This is a genomic window from Methylomonas sp. LWB (genome assembly GCF_001856095.1).
GTDB lineage: Bacteria > Pseudomonadota > Gammaproteobacteria > Methylococcales > Methylomonadaceae > Methylomonas > Methylomonas koyamae_A.
In genome coordinates this window covers 1-16,695 of the sequence record NZ_MKMC01000005.1, presented here as the reverse complement: position 1 = coordinate 16,695, position 16,695 = coordinate 1, and the positions used below count along the sequence as shown (strand labels likewise).

The window sequence follows — 16,695 nt, the reverse complement described above, 5'->3', positions numbered from 1 at the left end:
ATTTCCAAGGAATGTTAAGCGGCCCAGAACTATGAACAGTCAAACTACTATCCAATCAAAAATTCTGCTCAGCATCGCCAGCGTGTTTGTCGTGTTGATGTTGGTCAGTAACGTGTTCATGGCCGGCCGCCAGAAAGATATGGTGCAGGCGCTGGCAACCGACAAAGCTAAAAATATCGCCGCCGGCTATTTCGACGGTATCAACACCCTGATGCTGACCGGCTCGATGTCTCAGGTCGAAGTGTTGCGGGAAAAGGCCTTGTCGCATCCCGGCGTCAGCGAGGTGCGCCTGATTCGCGGCAACGGGATCGTCGAGTTGCACGGTAAAGGCAAGCCCGAGCAAGCGGTCGTCGACGAACTCGATCGGCGCGGTCTGAGCGGTGAAGCGCTGATACGCCACGGCAACGACGCCAACGGGCGTTGGGTGACCGTGGTCGAGCCGATACTGGCCAGCAGCAATTTTCGCGGCACCAATTGCCTGACCTGCCATCCGGTCAAGGAAGGCGAGGTGTTGGGCGCGGTGCGGGTATCCTATTCGCTGGCGAGCCTGGACGACCAAATTAACCAAGATCTGATCGCCGGATCGGCGATTTCGTTGGCGATGTTCGCCGCCGGCTTGTTGCTGGTCAATATTCTGATGCGGCGCATCGTCGTCAACCCGCTGGTGACGATGCGCGACACCGTCGATGCCATCGCTCGCCATTCGGATTTGACCGCGCGCTTGCCGGTCGACAGCGGCGATGAAATCGGCCAGGTCAGCACCTCGTTTAACTCGATGTTGGCTAATTTCGCGGCGAGTTTGAACCGGGTGTCTGACGTCAGCCGTTTACTGACCGACGCCACTGATCGCATCGCCACTGTATCGAGGCAAACCTCGCAGGCGGCCAGTCAGCAGCAGAGGGAAACCGAAAACGTCATTCAGGCGATCCACGAACTGGAGGAATCGGTGAGGGATGTGCGGCACGGCGCTGACGGTGCGGCGCGGGCTTCGGTCGAGGCCGACCAGCAAGCCGCCCAGGGCGCGGAAACCACCAAAAACGCCATCGACGGCATCTATGTGCTGGTCAGCGAAATCGAGCGGGCCTCGGAAGTCATCAAGCGCCTGGACCAAAAAAGCAACGGCGTCGGCGCGGTGTTGGACGTGATCAAGGGCTTGGCCGAACAAACGAACTTGCTGGCGCTGAACGCCGCGATCGAGGCGGCTAGGGCCGGCGAACAAGGCCGGGGCTTCGCGGTAGTGGCCGACGAGGTCAGAACGCTGGCGACCCGCTCGCATCAGGCGACCGAAGAGATCGAGAAAATCATCGACCAATTGCAGCGCGAGGCCAAGGAGGCGGTGACGGTGATGGATAAAGCCAAAACTAGCGCCGAGCAACGCCGCGAACAAGTCCAAAGCGCCGATCTAGGTTTAAGCGCGATTGCCGAGCGGGTGACTCAGATTCGCTCGTTGAATTCGCAAATGGCCTTGGTGGCCGACAATCAAAGCCGTGTCGCGCAACATGTCGGTCAAAGCATCGGCAACATTGGCGGCTTGACCGATCGCACTTCGCAAGATGCCGCGCAAACCAGCGACGCCAGCCGCGAGTTGGTGCAACTGGCCGTGCAGTTGAATGAATTGGTCGGTAAATTCCGCCGTTAACGCGCTACGTTTGACAGTTTTGGCCGGTCCGGCTTATAGTCGCCCCATGAGTCGTTTTTTTTCGTCACGTTTTGCAAACAAGTCATGGCTATGGGCTTTGCTCACGGCCGTGGTGTTTGCGTTGTTCTAATATCAGTTCAAACCACCGCGGGCTCGACCGCGGTGGCTTTGTCATTTGCCTAGGGCTCGCACCAGCACAGGAGCCCTAATGAAGTCCCTTAGCACCACCTCCACTCAAACCCTGATCGGTTACGGCCTGGCGGCCTTGGCCGCGATCGGCTTTTCCGCCAAGACGATATTGGTCAAGCTGGCCTATGTGCAAGCCGTCGATGCCGTGACGTTATTGGCGTTGCGGATGGCGTTTTCGGTGCCGTTTTTCCTGATCGTCGCGTTTCAGCAACGCGGACCCGCCGCGCGGCCGTCCCTGACGGCTCGGGATTATTGGGTCGTGGGCGTGCTCGGTTTGCTTGGCTATTACCTGTCCAGTCTGCTCGATTTCACCGGTTTGCAATATATCTCCGCCGGTCTGGAACGCTTGATTTTGTTCTTGTACCCCACCTTGGTGTTGGCGATGTCGGCACTGTGGTTGAAAAAGCCGTTCGGGTTCCGGGAACTGACGGCGGTCTTGCTGAGTTATAGCGGGATCGCACTGGTGTTCGTCGGCGAGTTGGATGGGGGCGGCGATACATTGTGGTTGGGGGCCGCTTACGTGTTTGCCGGCACGGTCAGCTATGCGCTGTACTTGCTGGGCGCGGGCCAGGCCATCGCCCGCTTGGGCGCGATGCGCTTTACCGCGTACGCGATGTTGGTTGCGTGCGCGGCGTCGATCTTGCAGTTCGTGTTGACGCATCCGCCGGAGGCCTTGCTGTTGCCGATGCCGGTATACCAGTTGAGTCTGGCGATGGCGATCGTCTCGACGGTGTTGCCGGTGTTCATGCTGTCGGCGGCGATCCGCCGGATCGGTTCGGGCCATGCCTCGCTGGTCGGCACGATAGGGCCGGTTTCGACGTTGCTGATGGCGGCGGTATTCCTCGGCGAACCGATGACGCTATGGCAGGTCGGCGGGGCAGCTCTGGTGTTAATGGGCGTACTGAGTTTGTCGATGCGTTGATGCCCGCCGATTAGGCTTCGCCGCCGCCCAGGCTCAGCATTTCTCGGGCGTGCGCCAAGGTGTTTTCGGTGATAGTCACGCCGCCCAGCATTCGCGCCACCTCCGCGACCCGTTCGTCCTCGCGGAGTTTGCGAACCGTCGACGAGGTGACCGCAGCATTTTGGTTTTTGGCGACGAATAAATGCTGATGGGCTTGCGAAGCGACTTGCGGCAAGTGCGTGACGCACAGCACTTGCCGGTTCAAACTCAGCCGGCGCAGCTTTTGCCCGACGATCTCGGCGATGCCGCCGCCGATGCCGGAATCGACCTCGTCGAAGATCATCGTCGGCGTGGTTTTATCGGTGCTGGTCGTGACTTGTATCGCCAGGCTGATCCGCGACAGCTCGCCGCCCGACGCCACCTTGGCCAAGGGTTTGGCGGGCAAGCCCGGATTGGTGCTGATCAGAAACTCGATCCGATCCAGGCCGTTGCGTTGCGGCTCGTTGCCATCCTCCCGGTCGAGCTTGACCAGGAACTCGCCGTGCGGCAGGCCCAATTCCTTGATTGCGTCGGAAATGCGGTGCTGCAACTCGTCGCCGGCCCGGCGCCGGCTGGCGGATAATGCCGTCGCCAATTCGCGGTATTGCGCCAGCAGACGCTCGCAATCGGCTTGCAGAACTTCGATGCGCTCGCCGCTATGGCTGAGATTGTTCAACTCCAGCGCGAATTGCTCGGCCAGCGCCGGTAATTCCTCGGCTGGTACCTTGTGTTTGCGGCTCAGGCGTTGAATCACGCCAATCTGGTTTTCCAGCCAGCTCAGTTGGCCGGGATCGGCTTCCTGATTCTCCAGGAAGCGCCGCAGTTGTTGGGTGGCTTCGCCGATCTGGATTTCGGCGTCGCTCAGCAATTCGACGATGCCGTTCAATTCGGCGGCGTATTGGCTTAATTCGCCGACCGAGTGGATCACGTGACCCAGCATGTCGGCGACCGATTGCTGGTCGTTGTCGTAGAGGATGTCGAGCTGTTGTTGACCGACGCCCAAAATTCTACCCAGGTTAGCCAGTTTGTTGTGCTCGTCGGCCAGGGCCTGATAATCGAAATTTTCCAGATCCAGTTGCTGCAACTCTTCTAGCTGATAACGCAGCAGCTCCTCGCGTTCGGCTTGGTCACTGCCGGATTTTTGTAGTTGTTGCAGTTCTTTATGGGCTAGCCGCCAGTTTTGTTGGCAGGCGTTCAGATCGTTGAGCAATTCGGCGTGGTCGGCGAATCCGTCCAGCAGCAGACGCTGTTCGTCGGCATCGAGCAGCGTCAAATGGGCGTGTTGGCCGTGGATCTCGACCAATTGCCGGCTTAACGTTTGCAGTGTTTGCAGATTGACCGGCCGGTTGTTGATATAGGCCTTGGAGCGGCCGTCTTCGCTAACGGTGCGACGGACCAGGCATTGGCCGTCGTCGTCCAATTCGTGGTCGATCAGCCATTGGCTAACCAGCGGCGCCTTGGATAGATCGAATTCGATGTTGATTTCGGCGCGCTTGCTGCCGGGGCGCACGTAGCCGGAATCGGCGCGATCGCCCAACGCCAAGCCCAGCGCGGTCAGCAATATCGATTTGCCGGCCCCGGTTTCGCCGGTCAGCACCGACATACCGGGTTCCAGGTCCAGGTCCAGTTTGTCGACCACGGCCAGATCGAGAATGTTCAGGTTCAACAGCATGTCATTTGGCGGAATAACCGCCGCTCCAGTTCAGTTTGCTTCGCAGAATGTGGAAGAAATCGTGGTCTTCCGGGTGCAGAATGTTAATCGGTTTGTCGGCTTTTCGAATGACGATCGTGTCGTTAATGCGCACGTCCGGGATTTCTAAATGATCGCAGGTGACCAGCGCGTTGATTTGCTTGGTCTGGCTGAAACGGATCTCGATCGTGGCCTTGTCGTCGATGACGATGGAGCGATTGGACAGCATGTGCGGATTCAGCGGGACCAGTACCAGTGCATTTAGGGTTGGATGCAGAATCGGTCCGCCGGCCGACAGCGCATAGGCGGTCGAACCGGTCGGTGTCGCGACGATCAGGCCGTCGGAACGCTGGGTGTTCAGGAACACGCCGTCGATGCTGGTGACGATTTCGATCATGCTCGGCGTGACCCAACGATGCACGACGACCTCGTTGACCGCGGTCTGGCGATGGATGAGTTCGCCGTCGCGGATGATGGCGGCCTGTAACAAATGACGCTGTTCGGTCTGGTAGCGGCCGTCGAGGATTTGCGCCAGGCGGCTCAGCAACTGGTCCGGAGAAATGTCCACCAGAAATCCCAGTCGGCCGAGGTTGACGCCGAGCAGCGGAGTGTCGAAATCGGCGGCGGCGCGGGCGGCGGTCAGGAACGTGCCGTCGCCGCCGACCGCGATCAGCAGATCGCAGCATTCCGGCAGCCGGTTGATGTGCATGCCGACGACGCCTTCGGCTTCGATTAGCTCGGCGCTTCGGCTATCGGTGGTCACCGAGTGACCGCGCTGCAGCAAAAAGCGGTAGAGCTCGCTGAGCGTGGCGGCGATACCCGGATCGCCGAATTTACCGATGATGCCGATGCGTTGAAAGGGTGAAGGCATGTCTGAGCCGGGATTCAAAAATGCTTGGGATTATACAAACAATTCGAGCAGGCACTAGCGAAGCTTCGCGCTCGGCGTCGCGGGCGCGGCCGGAATATCGGCGTCGGCCAAATTCCGTGCGGTTCGGTGTCGTTAACACCCTGAATTTGTTGCCAGGTAATGGGCCGTGCCGCGACCGGGCGTCTGGCCAATGTCTGAAATCGGACGCTATCCATCGGCATTGCGAATGCTCGAGATCCCCGACAGGCTTGGGTTCGCACGGATTTTAGGCGGATTGACAAGGCTCCGGGCACCTGTTAGCTTTCCCCTCTGGCACTCGTTACGTTGGAGTGCTAACGAATTTTCTAGGGTGTCAATGTGGCTAGCGGACCGGATTTAAACGAAAGATCGGCGTATTTGCTGAAGGCCTTGGTTGAGCGTTATATACAAGACGGTCAGCCGGTCGGCTCGCGGGTATTGTCCAAGGATCCGCTGCTTAAGCTCAGTCCGGCCAGCATTCGCAACGTCATGGCCGATCTCGAGGAAATGGGCTTGATCCATTCGCCGCACACCTCGGCGGGCCGGGTACCGACCGTGGCCGGATACCGTTTGTTTGTCGATAGTCTGTTGACGGTCAAGCCGCTGGCGTCCAGCGACCTGGATCAATTGCAAAGCGGCTTGCTGGCCGATGCGGACAAAACCGGCGACGTGCTGAGTAAGGCCTCCAGGCTGCTGTCGGATATGACCCATATGGCTGGTGTCGTCACCCTGCCGCGCCGTGAGATGGTCACGTTGCGACATATCGAATTCCTGCCGATGTCCAGCATGCGCGTACTGGTGATTTTTGTCACCGACGGCGAGGAAGTTCATAACAAAATCATCCATACCCAGCGTCAATTTAGCCCGGCCGAACTGCAACAGGCCGCCAATTACTTGAATTCGGTTTACGCCGGCCTCAGTCTGGCCAAGATCCGCGAGCAAGTGTTGCGGGAGATGGAGCAGGATCAGCAGCGCGTCAATCAAGGCATGATAGACGCGGTCAGCATGGCGCAACTGACGTTCGCCCAACAACCCAACGACGATTACGTGTTGAGCGGCGAAACCAATCTGATGGGCTTTTCCGAATTGTCCGACATGGACCGTCTAAAACAGCTGTTCGAGGCGTTCAGCCAAAAGCGCGGCGTGATCCATTTGCTGGATCAATGCCTGTTGGCCGACGGCGTGCAGATTTTTATCGGCGAAGAGTCCGGCTACAGTGCATTCGACCATTGCAGCTTGGTCACGGCGCCTTATTCGGTCAACGACGAGGTGGTTGGCGTGTTGGGAGTGATCGGCCCAACCCGGATGGCGTACGAAAAAGTGATTCCGTTCGTCGACGTGACGGCAAAAATATTGGGCGCGGCCTTGAATCCCAAATAATCGCCCTTATCGTAAGGCCGACCTAATATTTTAAGAACCACGGAGTCCCAAATGAGCCATCAGCAATCGAGTCACGAACAGCAATCCGACGCCGAATTGATCGCCGAGGTGCTGGAGCAGACCAAAGAAGCCGGCGAAGACGTTGTTGCCGAGGCAACCGAGGCCGGCGAAGTCAGCATCGAAAGCCTGCGGCAACAACTGGAGCAAGCCCAACAACAAGCCGCCGCGAATCTGGACAAGGCTTTGCGCGTGCAGGCCGACATGGAAAATCTGAAAAAACGCGTACAAAAGGATTTGGACGACGAGCGTAAATACGGCTTGGCCAAGTTCGCCAAGGAATTGCTTAGCGTGTTGGACAGTCTCGAGCTTGGCGTGCAGGCGGCGACCGCCGATAGTCCGGAAGTGGCTAAATTGCGCGAAGGCAGCGTGCTGACCATTAAGCAATTCGAATCGGTGTTCGCCAAATTCAATATCGAAGTCCTCGATCCGACCGGGCAAGCGTTCAATCCCGAATTGCATCAAGCCATGGCGATGCAGCCCAGCGCCAGCGCCGAACCCAATACGGTTTTGAACGTGTTTCAAAAAGGCTATATCTTAAACGGCCGTTTGCTGCGCCCCGCGATGGTGGTGGTGGCCAAGGCCGAGGACAAACCCGCCGACAGCGCGAAAGTTGACGAACAGGCTTGAAATTTCATTGATCAACCGCATATCGCAAATAACTTTTTAACTAATACCTAATTCAAGTCTGGAGAATCTCAATGGCTAAAATCATCGGAATCGACCTAGGAACCACCAACTCCTGCGTCGCGGTCCTGGAAAACGGCACCGCGCGGGTTATCGAAAATAGCGAAGGTGCCCGCACCACGCCGTCCATCATCGCCTTCACCGGCGACAACGAAGTGTTGGTCGGTCAGTCCGCCAAACGTCAGGCGGTGACCAATCCTGAAAACACCTTGTTTGCGATCAAGCGTTTGATCGGCCGCCGTTTCAAAGAAGACGCGGTACAGAAAGACATCAAGATGGTGCCTTACAAAATTATGGAAGCCAACAATGGCGACGCTTGGGTCGAGTGCCACGGTAAAAAAATGGCGCCGCCGGAAGTGTCTTCCCGCGTGTTGATGAAGTTAAAAAAAGATGCCGAAGCCTTCCTGGGCGAAGAAGTCACCGAAGCCGTGATTACCGTACCGGCTTACTTCAACGATTCGCAACGCCAAGCGACTAAAGACGCCGGCCGGATCGCCGGTCTGGACGTGAAACGCATCATCAACGAGCCGACTGCGGCGGCGTTGGCGTTCGGCATGGACAAACCCAAAGGCGATACCACCATCGCGGTCTACGACTTGGGTGGCGGTACCTTCGATATTTCCATCATCGAAATCGCCGAAATCGAAGGTGAGCACCAGTTCGAAGTATTGGCCACCAACGGCGACACCTTCCTGGGCGGTGAAGACTTCGACTTGCGCATCATCGATTTCCTGGCCGGGGAATTTAAAAAAGACACCGGCATCGATTTGCACAACGATCCATTGGCGCTGCAACGTCTAAAAGAATCTGCGGAGAAAGCGAAAATCGAGTTGTCTTCCGCCGAGCAAACCGACATCAACCTGCCGTATATCACGGCCGATGCGTCCGGTCCGAAGCACTTGAACGTCAAACTGACCCGCGCCAAACTGGAATCGCTGGTTGACGAACTGATCGAGCGCACCAAAGGTCCTTGCTTGCAAGCGATTAAAGATGCCGGCATTTCGACCTCGAAAATCAACGACGTGATTTTGGTGGGTGGTCAAACTCGGATGCCGAAAGTGCAGGCCTTCGTTAAAGAATTGTTCGGCAAAGAGCCGCGCAAAGACGTCAACCCTGACGAAGCGGTAGCGCTGGGTGCGGCGATTCAAGCCGGCGTATTGGGCGGCGACGTCAAGGACGTGTTGCTGCTGGACGTCACGCCATTGTCGTTGGGTATCGAAACCCTGGGCGGGGTGATGACCAAACTGATCGAGAAAAACACCACGATCCCAACCAATGCTTCGCAAGTATTCTCGACCGCCGAAGACAGTCAAACCGCGGTCACCGTGCATGTGTTGCAGGGCGAGCGGGAAATGGCGTCAGGCAACAAATCGCTGGGCCGTTTCGATTTGCAGGACATTCCGCCCGCGCCGCGCGGTATTCCGCAAATCGAAGTGTCGTTCGACATCGACGCCAACGGTATCCTGAACGTGTCGGCCAAGGATAAAGCCACTGGCAAGAAGCAATCCATTGTGATCAAGGCGTCCAGCGGCTTGTCGGATGCCGAAGTCGAGCGCATGATCAAGGACGCCGAAGCGCACGCCGACGAAGACCGCAAGCTGAAAGAACTGGTTTCGGCGCGTAACTCGGCGGAAGGCATGATCCACGCGACCGAAAAGTCGTTGAAGGAATTGGGCGACCAAGTTACCGGCGACGAAAAATCGGCGATCGAAGCGGCCATCAGCGACTTGCAGGGCGTGTTGAAAGGCGACGACAAGGACGCTATCGAAGCCAAAACCGCCGCGCTGACCGAGCTTTCGGGTAAACTGGCCGAACGGGTTTACGCCCAAAAAGGCGGAGCGGACGCCGCTGCCGGCGAAGCCCATGCGGCTAGCGGCCAGCAAGCCGAAGACCACAATGTGGTCGATGCCGAGTTCGAGGAAGTGAAGGACGACAAAAAATAATCCTCACCGGGGAGCCTCTCGCCGTTAACGGAGAGAGTCAGGGTGAAAGGTGTTAATCACCCTCATCGTTCCATTCATTCAACACACTAAATAACCGCTGGTAAACGCCGGCGGTTTTCTACGTTATGGCAAAAGAAGATTTTTACAAACTGTTGGAAGTCGATCGTAACGCCAGCGAAGCCGAGATCAAAAAGAGCTATCGCAAAATGGCGATGAAGTATCATCCCGACCGCAACAAGGACAATCCGGAAGACGCCGAGAAGAAATTCAAGCAAATCAAGGAGGCCTACGAGATATTGTCCGATTCGAAAAAACGGGCGGCCTACGATCAGTTTGGTCATGCCGGCGTCGATCCGTCGATGGGCGGCGGCCGCGGCGGTTTCAGCGGGGCGGAAAGCTTTAGCGATATTTTCGGCGATGTGTTCGGCGACATATTCGGCGGTGGTGGCGGACGGCAGCGCAGTAGCGTCCAGCGCGGCGCGGATCTGCGTTATAACCTGGAGTTGACGCTGGAAGAAGCCGTCGGCGGTACCGAAGCGACCGTCAAGGTGCCGGTGCTGGTCGCCTGCGGCGAATGTAACGGCAGCGGCGCCAAGAAGGGCAGCAGCCCGGTCACCTGTTCGACTTGCCACGGTCATGGCCAAGTGCGGATGCAACAAGGCTTTTTCTCGGTGCAGCAAACCTGTCCGACCTGTCACGGTACCGGCAAGCAAATCAAGGACCCTTGTCCGAAATGCTACGGGCAAGGCCGTATTCAGGAAACCAAAACGCTGTCGGTCAAGGTGCCGGCCGGCGTCGATACCGGCGACCGGATTCGCTTGGCCGGCGAGGGCGAAGCCGGTATCAACGGCGGTCCGTCCGGTGATTTATACGTTCAGGTTCAGGTTAAGGAGCATCCGATCTTTACCCGCGACGGTGCGAATCTCTATTGCGAAGTGCCCATCAGCTTTCCGACCGCGTGCTTGGGCGGCGAGTTGGAAGTGCCGACCCTGGACGGCAAGGTGATGCTGAAAATCCCGCCGGAAACCCAGACCGGCAAAATGTTTCGATTGCGCGGCAAGGGTGTCAAGCCTGTACGTGGCGGAGCCATCGGCGACTTGTTGTGCCGGGTACAGATCGAAACGCCGGTGCGCTTGACCAAGGATCAGCAGGCTCTGATCGAGCAACTGCAAGTCTCCCTCAGTGGTGGCGGTAAACAACATAGTCCGCAGGAACATAGCTGGATGGACGGTGTGAAAAGCTTTTTCGACAAGTTGACGGGATGATGGCGATGCGTATCGGCGTGGTGGGTGCTTCCGGGCGCATGGGATTGTGTTTGTTGAAAGCGGCGTTAGCCGCGCCGCAAGCCGAATTGACTGTCGCGATTTCGCGGCCGGACAGTTTGGCGATAGGCAAGGATGCCGGCGATTTGGCCGGCGTTTCGCCGGCCGGCGTGCCGGTCGGCGACGATTTGGCGGCGGTCGTGGATTGTTTCGACGCGCTGATCGATTTTACCCGGCCGGATGCGACGATGGCCTATCTGGACGTCTGCCGGCAAGCCGGGAAAAAACTCGTCATCGGTACCACCGGGTTCAGCGAGAGCCAAAAAGCGGCAATCGCAGAGGCCGCGCGGGACATCGCAATCGTGATGGCGCCCAATTTCAGTGTCGGCGTCAATCTGTCGTTGAAGTTGCTGGAAACGACCGCGAAAGTGATGGGCGATTACACCGACATCGAAGTCATCGAAGCCCACCACCGGCACAAGATCGATGCCCCGTCCGGTACCGCGTTACGGATGGGCGAAGTCGTCGCGGCGGCGCTGGGCCGGGACTTAAAGGACTGCGCCGTTTACGGACGGGAAGGCGAGACCGGTGCCCGCGATCGTAAAACCATTGGATTTTCGACGATACGGGCCGGCGATATCGTCGGCGAGCACACCGTGATGTTTGCCGACGAAGGTGAACGCGTCGAAATCACCCACAAAGCCAGCAGCCGGATGACCTTCGCCAACGGCGCGGTGCGCGCCGCTATTTGGCTGGCCGACAAATCCAGCGGTCTTTACGATATGCAGGACGTACTGGGTTTGAAAAACTGAGTTTTCTCGAACGCGCCCTGCGGACCACGCACTCGAATCAGCGTCCACTTATATTCTTAGCGGCGCTATTTCTCCGGTCAGTTTATAATGACGGTAGTCGGCTATGACCAATGCGTGATCGAAGGCCAAAACCGGCGGCAAATTGTCAAAGGTAAACAAACCGCAATTCTTGGCGTCGTCGGCCGCTGTTGGCGAGCCGTGGGCTTCCGCGATGTAAACTGCCGTCGCGGTGTGGTTGCGCGGATCGCGCTGCGGATTGGAATAAATGCCAAGCAATGCAGTCAGACGAACGTCAAGACCGGTTTCCTCCGCTGCTTCCCTAACCGCGGCATGTTCAACCGTTTCACCGACATCGACAAAGCCACCCGGCACAGCCCAGCCGTAAGGCGGATATTTGCGTTCGATCAACACGAAGGGACGCTGCGGGTGGTCGATCAGTTCGATCAGAATATCGGCTGCAATCAAAGGCGTAATCGGTTTGGGCATCACAGTGTCCTGTTTTCGAGTGAGGGGGAGCTTGTTGGGCGGATTTAACCATGTTTTCCCCATTTTTCGGAAACCGACGGAGTCGTTGGATCGATACCGATACCGGACGTAAAGTGGAAAAACCAGAGGCTATCGGCGATGGTCGTACGGTCGGCATAACAGACAGACAACTAAATCAATGAACGAATTTATTCCCGGCCAACGCTGGATTAGCAACACCGAATCTGAGCTCGGCTTAGGCATGGTATTGGAAGCCGAATACAATCGCGTCACGGTGCTTTTCCTGGCGACCGGCGATCGGCGGGTTTACGCGCGCGACAACGCTCCGCTGACGCGGGTCAGGTTCGCGGAAGGCGATACCGTCGAATCGGTGGAATACGTCAAGATCAGCGTACAGCAAGTGGACGAGCACGCCGGACTGTTGACCTATATCGGTGTCGACGAAGACGGGGGATTGCAGCAAATTGACGAGATGGAACTCAACCACCATATTCAATTCAACAAGCCGCAAGATCGATTGTTCACCGGCCAGTTCGACCCGACCGCCTGGTATTTGCTGCGCTACGAAACCTGGCGGCGCCAGCAACGCCATCAACAATCGGCGGTCAAGGGGCTGCAAGGCGCGCGCGCCGCGCTGATTCCCCATCAATTGTATATCGCGCATCAGGCCGCTAACCGCGCGGCGCCGCGCATTATGCTGGCGGATGAAGTCGGTTTAGGGAAAACCATAGAAGCCGGCTTGATCATTCAACACCGTCTGATTAACGGTTTGAGCGAACGAGTTTTGATTTTGGTACCCGAAAGCCTGATGTACCAATGGTTGGTTGAAATGTTGCGGCGCTTCAATCTGCGTTTCAGCCTGTTCGACGAAACCCGTTGCATGTCGTTCAACGACGACGGCAATCCGTTTCAAAACGAGCAATTGATACTGTGCAGCCAACAGTTTTTCGCTGACTTTCCCGATCGCCAGCCACAAGCGTTGGCGGCCGGCTGGGATATGGTCGTCGTCGACGAGGCACATCATTTGGAATGGAGCGAGATCGCCCCCAGCGTCGAGTACCGTTTCGTCGAGCAGTTGGCGCAAGCGGTGCCGGGCTTGGTGTTGTTGACCGCCACGCCGGAGCAATTGGGCAAGGAGAGCCATTTCGCCCGCTTGAGATTGCTCGATCCCGATCGCTTCTACAGCTTTGCGCAATATCTGCAAGACGAAAAGCAATTCGAGCCGGTGGCGCAGTTGGCGAATCGGCTGATTTCCGGTGAGCCGTTAAACGAGGCAGAGCAAGTCGAGTTAGGCGAGTTGTTGAAACACGACAATGCCGAAGCATGGCTGAAGCAAGTCAACAACAGTAATGTCGGCGCGCGGGAGGAATTGATCAAGTTGCTGTTGGATCACCACGGCACGGGTCGGATCTTGTTCAGAAACTCCCGGCATACGGTCAAAGGTTTTCCGGATCGGGAACGCCATGGTTATCCGCTTTTCGGCGAGGACACCGCCGAACTCGCCGACAGTCCCTATCTGTTTTGGCTGATTGACACCTTGAAGACCCTCGGCGACGAGAAGGCGTTGCTGATTTGCCGGCGAGCCGACACCGTGATCCAGCTGGAGCAAATACTGCGACATCACGTGGGACATACCGCGGCGGTATTTCACGAGGGCATGAGTATCGTCGAGCGGGACCGAGCGGCGGCATTCTTTGCCGATGAAGACAGTCGGGCGCAGGTTCTGTTGTGTTCGGAGATCGGCAGCGAGGGGCGCAACTTTCAATTCGTGCGGCATCTGTTTCTGTTCGATTTGCCGGAAAACCCCGATTTGCTGCAACAGCGTATCGGCCGACTGGATAGGATCGGCCAAAAGCATGTGATACAGATTCACATTCCCTACGTGGTCGGCAGTCCGCGCGAGGTGTTGTTTCGCTGGTACGACGAAGGTTTGGACGCGTTTCGACATAACGTTTCGGCGGCGTCGCAGGTGGCCAAAGCCTTGAGCGAGCCGTTGTCGGTGGCGTTGGCCAGTCGCGAGCGAGCGGCGGTTGACGCATTGATAGAAGAAACTCGCCAGCTGAATGCGCGCCTCGAAGCGGAATTGCAGAAGGGCCGCGATTTGTTGCTGGAACTGAACTCCTGCCGTCCGGAGCCCGCTCGGCAATTGGTCGAAGCCATTCACGCCAGCGAATCCGATGGCAGTTTGTGGCCTTATCTGGAGGATATTTTCGATTGCTACGGCGTCGACGTCGAGTACCACTCCAAGGCTTGCCATATCCTGCGGCCCAGCGAAAATCTGCGCATTTCGCATTTTCCGATGTTGCAGGACGACGGCTTGACCGTAACGGTGGCTCGGGATATTGCGTTGGCGCGCGAGGACATGTTGTTTCTGACCGCCGAACATCCGATGGTTTTGGCGGCGATGGATTTGGTGTTGTCTAGCGAGACGGGCAATGCCGCGGTCAGCGTGGTCAGGCAGGCGCAATTGAAGGCCGGCCAATTTTTGTTGGAATTGCTGTTCGTACTCGAGTGTAGTGCGCCGGCCGAACTGCAAATTGGCCGGTTTTTGCCGCATACGCCGATTCGGGTGTTGATAGACCAAAACAAGATGGATCTAACGGCGTCGGTCAGCCATGACAGTCTGATCGAAACCGGCGATAAGTTCGAGAAGGCCCAAATCAGTCAGTTTTTGAATAGCCAACGCCAGCATATTCAGGAGATGATCAAAGTAGCGGAACAAGCCGCTGGCGGCAAGGCCCAGCAATTGATTGGCGAAGCCACCAATCGAATGGTGGCGGCATTGACCGGTGAAATCAAGCGGATGGTCAGGCTGAAAAAAGTCAATCCGGCGATCAAGGATGCCGAGATCGAACAACTCAAGGAAATGACGATGTTATCGCACGAGAGCATACAGGACGCGCAATTGCGTCTGGATGCGGTTCGTTTCGTGATTACCGCTTGAGCCGGATCGCGCCGGACGGTGTTTTAATTGGTTTTGATCAACACGGTACTTTCGTCAAGTTCGACGCACTCGAACATCAGATCGTCTATCGACCCCTCGACGTGGTCGATGTAATGCAGGCCGCATTCGGATTCGCTGTGCTGATGCTTGATAACGCCGTGCACGCTGAACGGCGTGCCGGATTCCGGCAATATCATCGTGATCTTGATTTTGCCGACTATATCGTCCGCCAGCGGCTTGCGAAGCCGGACGCGAATGCCGCTGTAGCTAATATCGAGGATATCGGCCTCGAACGCCAGCTCCTTGGCTGTCGTGGGGTTGAAAACGATACCTGCCTGCAGGCCTCTAGGTCTTACTCTAAGGTGATTGCGCTTCTCGGGTTTCATCGTTTGGCTCCTGCGGAATGATGAAGGGCGTCCTTCCTCGGGTCATAAAATTTCAGAATAAATATAGCCGTATTTTGGACACGGTTGTCATGTCCCGAATTTTTTCCAAATTTTCCCGAATTATATGACGGAAACAACATAAGGTTAATCCATGCTATTTTCAGAACTCGGTCTTTCCGAGCAAATTCTTAGAGCCGTTGCCGAACAAGGTTACGAAACGCCTACTCCGATTCAGGAGCAAGCGATCCCGGTGATATTGCAGGGGCGGGACGTGCTGGCCGGTGCTCAGACCGGCACCGGCAAAACCGCGGGCTTTACACTGCCTTTGTTGCAATTGCTGCAACAAGCGCCTGTGAGGAAAAAGCCCCGACCTATTCGGGTGTTGATCCTAACGCCGACCCGCGAACTGGCGCTGCAGGTCTACGAGAGCGTTTGCTCTTACGGTAAGCATCTGCCGTTTTTTGCGGAAGCGATTTTCGGGGGCGTCAGCAGCAAGCCGCAAATCCAAAAATTGCAGCGCGGAACCGATATCGTGGTTGCGACTCCCGGCCGCTTGTTGGATTTGATCCAGCAAGGCTATGCGGACCTGTCGCAAATCGAGTATTTCGTGCTCGACGAAGCCGACCGGATGCTGGATATGGGGTTTATCCGCGACATCCGCAAAATTATCCAATTATTGCCGGCACGGCGCCAGAATCTGTTGTTTTCGGCAACGTATTCGCCGGAGATCAGCACGCTGGCCGAACAATTGTTGAGCGACCCGGTCGAGATTGCCGTTGCCAAACGCAATTCGGCGGCGGAAACCGTGTCGCAGTTGGTCTACGGTATCAAGCGCGAGTCCAAGCGCGAATTGCTGGCGCATCTGATCGGCGACGGCCGGTGGCAGCAGGTGCTGGTTTTCGTGCGTACCAAGCACGGCGCGGATCGCTTGTGCAAGCAGCTGATCAAGGATGGCATACGCTGCGCGGCCTTGCACGGCGACAAGAGCCAGGGAGCCAGGACCCGCGCGCTGGACGATTTTAAAAGCGGTGCGATCACGGCACTGGTGGCGACCGACATCGCCGCACGCGGGCTTGATATCGACCAGTTGCCGCATGTTGTCAATTACGATCTACCGCAAGTCGCCGAGGACTATGTGCATCGCATCGGACGCACTGGCCGGGCCGGCGCGGAAGGGCAGGCAATCTCGTTGGTCGATGCTGAAGAAGCGCAATTGTTGGCGGCAATCGAAAAACTCCTGAAAAAGTCGATTCCGCGGGTTGCCGATACAGGCTACGAAAAAGTGTCGCTGGAACCGGTTTCCGCCAAGTCTCAGCCCAAGGCCAAGCCTAAGGCAGCGGCTAAACCTCGGTCGCAAGCTCGGCCCGGCGACCGTCCGGGCGAACGTGCTC

13 protein-coding genes are annotated in these 16,695 nt (G+C 57.2%); 9 read left to right on the top strand and 4 right to left on the bottom strand.

The features are described 5' to 3' along the window. Positions 1-31: 31 nt before the first annotated feature. Both BJL95_RS02275 and BJL95_RS02270 read left to right on the top strand, forming a co-directional pair. Positions 32-1,639: a methyl-accepting chemotaxis protein gene (locus BJL95_RS02275; RefSeq protein ID WP_064024372.1), complete on the top strand. Its 1,608-nt coding sequence runs from the start codon at positions 32-34 to the stop codon at positions 1,637-1,639. Between the two features lie 208 nt (positions 1,640-1,847). Beyond that, on the top strand, positions 1,848-2,750 hold the full coding sequence (locus BJL95_RS02270) for a DMT family transporter (RefSeq protein ID WP_071155160.1): 903 nt from the start codon (positions 1,848-1,850) through the stop codon (positions 2,748-2,750). 10 nt (positions 2,751-2,760) lie between these two features. Here the strand turns inward: BJL95_RS02270 and recN are convergent, their stop codons facing one another. Together recN and BJL95_RS02260 are read right to left on the bottom strand one after the other, a co-directional pair. Then, positions 2,761-4,440, bottom strand: a complete 1,680-nt coding sequence (gene recN, locus BJL95_RS02265; protein ID WP_064024376.1) for a DNA repair protein RecN — start codon at positions 4,438-4,440, stop codon at positions 2,761-2,763. 1 nt (position 4,441) lies between these two features. Next, entirely contained in the window at positions 4,442-5,329 is an 888-nt protein-coding gene (locus tag BJL95_RS02260) for an NAD(+) kinase (RefSeq protein WP_071155158.1), read from the bottom strand. 357 nt (positions 5,330-5,686) lie between these two features. On the opposite strand from BJL95_RS02260, the gene hrcA reads away from it, so the two are divergent. The 5 genes from hrcA (at position 5,687) to dapB (ending at position 11,488) form a co-directional block, all read left to right on the top strand. Continuing rightward, complete coding sequence (gene hrcA, locus BJL95_RS02255) at positions 5,687-6,727, top strand: heat-inducible transcriptional repressor HrcA (protein WP_064024382.1); 1,041 nt, start codon at positions 5,687-5,689, stop codon at positions 6,725-6,727. Between the two features lie 51 nt (positions 6,728-6,778). Continuing rightward, positions 6,779-7,414 (top strand): nucleotide exchange factor GrpE, encoded by a 636-nt coding sequence (grpE, locus tag BJL95_RS02250; RefSeq protein ID WP_071155156.1) that lies wholly within the window; start codon positions 6,779-6,781, stop codon positions 7,412-7,414. Between the two features lie 71 nt (positions 7,415-7,485). Further along, positions 7,486-9,414: a molecular chaperone DnaK gene (gene dnaK / locus BJL95_RS02245; RefSeq protein WP_071155154.1), complete on the top strand. Its 1,929-nt coding sequence runs from the start codon at positions 7,486-7,488 to the stop codon at positions 9,412-9,414. 125 nt (positions 9,415-9,539) lie between these two features. Beyond that, on the top strand, positions 9,540-10,679 hold the full coding sequence (gene dnaJ / locus BJL95_RS02240) for a molecular chaperone DnaJ (RefSeq protein ID WP_071155152.1): 1,140 nt from the start codon (positions 9,540-9,542) through the stop codon (positions 10,677-10,679). Continuing rightward, entirely contained in the window at positions 10,676-11,488 is an 813-nt protein-coding gene (gene dapB / locus BJL95_RS02235) for a 4-hydroxy-tetrahydrodipicolinate reductase (RefSeq protein ID WP_348637055.1), read from the top strand. Before dnaJ ends, dapB begins: the two co-directional genes overlap by 4 nt. 48 nt (positions 11,489-11,536) lie before the next feature. Here the strand turns inward: dapB and BJL95_RS02230 are convergent, their stop codons facing one another. After that, positions 11,537-11,974: an NUDIX hydrolase gene (locus BJL95_RS02230; protein WP_064031026.1), complete on the bottom strand. Its 438-nt coding sequence runs from the start codon at positions 11,972-11,974 to the stop codon at positions 11,537-11,539. A gap of 178 nt (positions 11,975-12,152) precedes the next feature. On the opposite strand from BJL95_RS02230, the gene rapA reads away from it, so the two are divergent. After that, positions 12,153-14,918 carry an RNA polymerase-associated protein RapA gene (gene rapA / locus BJL95_RS02225; protein WP_071155150.1) on the top strand — a complete coding sequence of 922 codons (2,766 nt, stop codon included), beginning with the start codon at positions 12,153-12,155 and terminating at the stop codon, positions 14,916-14,918. A gap of 23 nt (positions 14,919-14,941) precedes the next feature. Here the strand turns inward: rapA and BJL95_RS02220 are convergent, their stop codons facing one another. Continuing rightward, positions 14,942-15,304 (bottom strand): PilZ domain-containing protein, encoded by a 363-nt coding sequence (locus BJL95_RS02220; protein WP_071155148.1) that lies wholly within the window; start codon positions 15,302-15,304, stop codon positions 14,942-14,944. A 151-nt stretch (positions 15,305-15,455) separates the two neighbouring features. Here BJL95_RS02220 and BJL95_RS02215 point away from each other — a divergent pair. Beyond that, positions 15,456-16,695 (top strand): DEAD/DEAH box helicase (locus tag BJL95_RS02215; RefSeq protein WP_139306090.1); only part of this gene is annotated, 1,240 nt, incomplete at its 3' end.